This window comes from Corynebacterium sp. KPL2838 (genome assembly GCF_040225455.1).
Lineage (GTDB): Bacteria > Actinomycetota > Actinomycetes > Mycobacteriales > Mycobacteriaceae > Corynebacterium > Corynebacterium rhinophilum.
Genome location: NZ_JBEHFT010000060.1, coordinates 1 through 4,798, shown reverse-complemented (window position 1 = coordinate 4,798; position 4,798 = coordinate 1). Strand labels below are relative to the sequence as shown.

The 4,798-nt window shown below is 52.3% G+C and carries 4 protein-coding genes and 1 pseudogene; 3 read left to right on the top strand and 2 right to left on the bottom strand.

Translation table 11 applies throughout. The features are described from left to right. Positions 1 to 542: 542 nt before the first annotated feature. The 3 genes from ABRP98_RS11450 (at position 543) to ABRP98_RS11440 (ending at position 3,458) form a co-directional block, all read left to right on the top strand. Positions 543 to 1,484: an NAD(P)/FAD-dependent oxidoreductase gene (locus tag ABRP98_RS11450; RefSeq protein WP_284851828.1), complete on the top strand. Its 942-nt coding sequence runs from the start codon at positions 543 to 545 to the stop codon at positions 1,482 to 1,484. Between the two features lie 368 nt (positions 1,485 to 1,852). Next, positions 1,853 to 2,632, top strand: a complete 780-nt coding sequence (locus ABRP98_RS11445) for a DUF4300 family protein (protein ID WP_284785856.1) — start codon at positions 1,853 to 1,855, stop codon at positions 2,630 to 2,632. Between the two features lie 352 nt (positions 2,633 to 2,984). After that, entirely contained in the window at positions 2,985 to 3,458 is a 474-nt protein-coding gene (locus tag ABRP98_RS11440; protein WP_284783709.1) for a hypothetical protein, read from the top strand. 213 nt (positions 3,459 to 3,671) lie between these two features. On the opposite strand, the pseudogene ABRP98_RS11435 reads toward ABRP98_RS11440, so the two are convergent. Together ABRP98_RS11435 and ABRP98_RS11430 are read right to left on the bottom strand one after the other, a co-directional pair. Next, positions 3,672 to 4,010, bottom strand: a pseudogene (locus tag ABRP98_RS11435) (IS30 family transposase); the annotation flags it as partial. A gap of 41 nt (positions 4,011 to 4,051) precedes the next feature. Beyond that, entirely contained in the window at positions 4,052 to 4,597 is a 546-nt protein-coding gene (locus ABRP98_RS11430; RefSeq protein WP_502878802.1) for a transposase, read from the bottom strand. Positions 4,598 to 4,798: the final 201 nt, after the last annotated feature.

Sequence of the window (4,798 nt, the reverse complement as noted above, 5' to 3'; positions counted from 1 at the left end):
AAGCACTCACATCAGCTACACTGACCAAAGCAGCATAGCTAACCCCCGACGTGTCCACTTTCCGGGGGTCAGGCCCCAGCCTCAGTATCTTGGGCTTCGCTTACCTTTAGTACAGCAAAAATAAAGATCACGAACACCACGAAGGTGACCCCGACGAGTAATAGCCAGAACCGCCACCGCCTAAAAAGCGGCTTTTTCGGCTTTGTTGTGGGGACTGGGGCCGGTTGTGCGGGATAGGGGGTCTGATATGGAGAGTTGTCCAACGTTAGGGTCTTTCGGAAGGGGAGTAACGAGTGATTGTTGCCGGTACGCACCCCGGCATCGGGCTAGGGTGTGAAGCAGCAACGGCTTTTATTAAATCAACCGGTCTGGACATAAGTATGGTGGCGAGTAAGAGAAATCGCCTATGTGTACGAATGGTGCGTATTGCCTCAACGTATCTGTTAACTCGTGGGATTCTCGATTAATGCAGCCGCAGCCATTTGGCCTCTGCTCCCTAATTCGCTTTGTCTTAAGATGGGATTAGGAAAACTCGGTTATCAATGACTAAGCAGTTGAAAAGGGAAAGGATTTCTATGAGGGCGGACGTAGTAATTATTGGTGGCGGTTTTGCGGGCACTTCTGCGGCTATTACTTTGGCTCGCGCGAACCGGTCTGTAGTCTTAGTGGACTCACATCAGCCACGGAATAGGTTTAGCGAGCATTCCCACGGAGTTTTAGGTTTTGAGTCAGCTTCGCCTATTCAAATGCTGGAAAGTGGCCACCGTGAATTTCAATCGTTCGGAGGAGAGATTATCTCTGAAAAGGCAAAGTTGCTCTCTCCTTTTGAGGATGACTCAGCTGGGTGGAAAGCCGAATTGGAAAGCGGTGAGGTAATCTACTCGCGTCATGTAATCGTTGCTACAGGTATCACTGACGAATTGCCAGATGTTCCCGGACTAGAGCGGCTGTGGGGCTCACGAGTTTTTCACTGCCCTTACTGTCATGGCTATGAGGTCAAAAATAAGAAACTAGCCGTCATTGTTGGAAAGAACCCTCCCTTTACTTTCCGCATAGCAAAGTTGCTTACTAAGTGGACGGATCGAGTGACTTTCTATCCAAATGGATTGGAGCTTCCGCAAGAGGAACAGCGGCGTATGAAATCGCTAGGAATCACGATCGAACTTAATTTAGTGCAAGGGATTACAGAATCTGAACGATTTGATGGTGGCGTAGTTCTTGACGTAGGGCAGGAAAAGAGAGAATATGAAGCTTGTTTTACTGGGCCTGAATTTGTTCCCAATGATTCGATTCTCAGGAAAGCTGGATGCGCTGTAGAAAACGGTTGGGTTAAAGCGGACTCTGGGATGACTTCATGCGAGGGCATTTGGGCCGCCGGAAATGTCATCAGCTCTCCAGACCAGATGCCTCAAGCCATGGGAGCTGGAGCCGCCGTTGCCATCAAGGTGGATCAGAAGATGTTTGATGAGGATGTCTCCTGCTAGGAGGCTTATGTCTTTGTAGGGTATAAAAAGCTTAGGATAGAGGTGTTTTCTCAATGAAGGACCAACACGATGTGCCGCGAGGCGTGTTGAAAATCAAGCCTGCCCTTTTCAAGGGGCTATCGTGTACGGTCCCTTTTCGCTAGCATGTGATGATGCGCTTTTCCTTCCTGACTGTCCCCACCGTGACAGCATGTTTATTGTTAGCAGCCTGCTCGAATCCCGATAGTGGTGACACGAATCAGGCTCCGAGTGGTTCTGAATCTGCGTCGTCCTCCAGTGCTGCCGCGCAGTCAAAGGCGGCGAGCGCTCAGCGCACGGAAATTCCGACCGCAGAAGGTGATGCGTCGCAGCTTCTGGCTGGGATGACGATGAGCAATCTCGTCGATAAACAATCGCAAGAAGTAGCCCGCACCGCGCTTGCCGATGCCGGAGTGCCACAAGAAAGCATCGACGGCTTTTTTGAATTGGTAGACGAATACAACACTGCCGTACCGACGGAGAGCATGGTGGCCGAAGGCTTCGTGGATTACGGGACGCAAGACCCAGAATACGACGTGGAGGCCATTTTAAAGGCGTGGAATGATCATCACGCGGATTATGTGGGTACCAATTGCCGCATCAATACCTTCACCTTGGCGGATTCGCTCTTTTCCGTTGATGACCAGGACAACCCCAATGACTCCTTGCTGTTCTTAGATCAACAGTCCCTAGATAATGCGCCGGACCAAATCTTTGATGAAGCCGAGCGCGCCAAGTTTGAGGCATTCTATGGGAATGTGGAAACCACCATGGAACAAGATCCAGGACAGCACATCGCCGATATCAAGGCTTATTTTAAGGACCGTGGCATCGAGTTCGCGGATACGGACGCCCGAGTGGTCTCGGTATTCTCGCACGATACTTTGACGGAACCGGCCACACTTTTCATCGGGCATACCGGCGTTGCCGTGCCATATGAGGATGGCTACCTATTCTTGGAGAAGCTTGCCTTCGATATGCCATATCAAGCGGTGACGGTGAAGGATATGCAGCAGCTTGATGATTACCTGATGCATAAATACGATGACGGTCCTGATCTGGAGTACGGCCAACCCGTCATCTTTGACAATGATGACGTCATAGAAGGTATGCGCTACGCCAAGAAATAAAAGGGCAGGGCTGGAAATAGGCCATCAACCAAATGGCCGTGGTCTGCTCCGACGGTTTTGACAAATATCTATAATCGCGACCTCTCACAAAGCCACTTGTCACGCTCACGGCCCATTTGGTGGAGATTGCCGGTCCTGAAGGGGCGGCTAAGTGTTTTAAGGCAAGCATAACCACGATCACGCTGTGCGCTACTGTGATATATGCCTCACATTTCAGGATTGCGATAGTTGATTGATATGTCCCTATAGGTATACTCACTAATCGTGTCGAGCTGGAGTTCTCAGAGGCTAGACACCGCCTCCCCAGCAAACGTTGGGAAAACTCACAAGACTCACAAGAAGGGTTGAAGACATGAAAATGAAGAATTACCGCCGCGTTTCCATCGCAGCTGCAACTGCCGCTCTGGGCCTGACTCTCGTAGCCTGCAGCGATAACGGCAGCTCCGCCCCAGCGACCGTCACCGAGACCGTTGCATCGACTGATCAGGGCAACCAGAGCAACCAGAATGGTGGCAAAGAAACCGTCACCGTCACCTCTGGTGCTGACGCTAACGCGAACGGCGGCAACGCTGGTCAGGGTGGCCAGGCTGGTGGCAACACAGCTACCAACGACCTGCCAACCGAAATCACCGGTTACTCCGGTGAGGCAGAGCGTGACCTGACCGAAGAGCACCTGACTAAGGATGAAGTGACCCAGGTTCTGCAGCGTGCCCACAATGGCGAAGGCAAGGTCAAGTGGGACAACGACGGTTACTGGGAGGTCGAAGTTGGTGGCGTTGACGTCGACATCGACAAGAACGGCCTAGTCCTTGACGTCGACCGCTAAATAGGTCATCCCGCTTCTGTATAGGCTTTGTGACTATACAGAGCACTCAATAATTGGTTCTTTTTTGGGAACCCAGCGGAACCGTCCGATGTGCACGTAGCGCACCGGACGGTTTTCTTATTGGCGGACCAACTGGTAGCAAGCGAGATGATCTCGTTTACCGTCGAGCGTTGCCAAAGCAAGGCGGATTCTAGTGGTCGTGGGAACACGATTTTAGATTTCGGTGGCATAGCTTAGCAGTTCGGCCATTTTTTCGGCTGGTTTGGCGAAGCCTAGGGTTGCGCGTGGTCTGTCGTTGAGTTGCATGGCAACGAACTCGAGGTCTTCTTTGGTGTGGACGGATAGGTCAGTGCCTTTGGGGAAATACTGGCGCAGAAGTCCGTTGGTTTTTTCGTTACTTCCTCGCTGCCAGGGTGATCCTGGATCACAGAAGTACACCGGATATTCGGTGGCAATGGTAAATGATTTATGGCCGGCCATTTCACTTCCTTGATCCCACGTCAGCGAACCACGCAGGTGTGCTGGTAGCTGTTGGATAGTCTCGACGAGCGCGTTGGGCCCGACCCCCGGAAAGTGGACACATCGGGGGTTAGCTATGCTGCTTTGGTCAGTGTAGCTGAAGTCTCGGCTTCAAAGACATCAGGCGCTACAAGATTGCACCCGCAGTGCCGCCGGCGCGTGTTGTAGCGCATGCACCACCTAAAGACTTCCCGGCGGCAGGCGATCGGATTGTCAAAGACTTTCCTATCACGCAGCACTTCCCGCTTTAAAGTAGCGTTAAACGATTCTGCCAGAGCGTTATCAGCACTCGTTCCTACCGCCCCCATAGACTGGCGCACCCCCAACGACGAGCAATAGTTCCTAAAGGCCTGTGAGGTGTACACGCTGCCGTGATCGGAATGGAATATAGCCCCGTCACGACTGCCACGCACACCATGCGCGTGGGATAGAGCATCGACGACCAGTAAGACACGCATGTGGTCTGCGAGTGCATGAACTGCACGTTTGCGTGAATGAAGTGTCAATGACAGTGGCCACATACATGTTTTTCCTCCTTTACATGGCAAGTAGGTAATATCGCCGACATAAACGCGGTTCGGCTCGTTAGCTGCGAATTTGCGGCCTAGCAAATCCGGCATGACTCGGTGGCCAGGCTTACGCCTAGTGGTGGTACATCGGCGACGTGTGGTAAAGTGGGCCCGACCCCCGAAAAGTGGACATATCGGGGGCTAGCTATGCTGCTGTGGTCAGTATAGCCGAAGACTTGGTTTCAAAGACATCAGGCGCTACGAGATTGCACCAGGAGTGCCGCCGGCGCGTGTTATAGCGCATGCACCACC

Bases quoted from the DNA above. Each gene is read 5' to 3' on its own strand.
- ABRP98_RS11450 (WP_284851828.1), top strand. From the start codon at position 543: ATGACTAAGCAGTTGAAAAGGGAAAGGATTTCTATGAGGGCGGACGTA.
- ABRP98_RS11445 (WP_284785856.1), top strand. From the start codon at position 1,853: ATGAGCAATCTCGTCGATAAACAATCGCAAGAAGTAGCCCGCACCGCG.
- ABRP98_RS11440 (WP_284783709.1), top strand. From the start codon at position 2,985: ATGAAAATGAAGAATTACCGCCGCGTTTCCATCGCAGCTGCAACTGCC.
- ABRP98_RS11430 (WP_502878802.1), bottom strand. From the start codon at position 4,597: ATGCCGGATTTGCTAGGCCGCAAATTCGCAGCTAACGAGCCGAACCGC.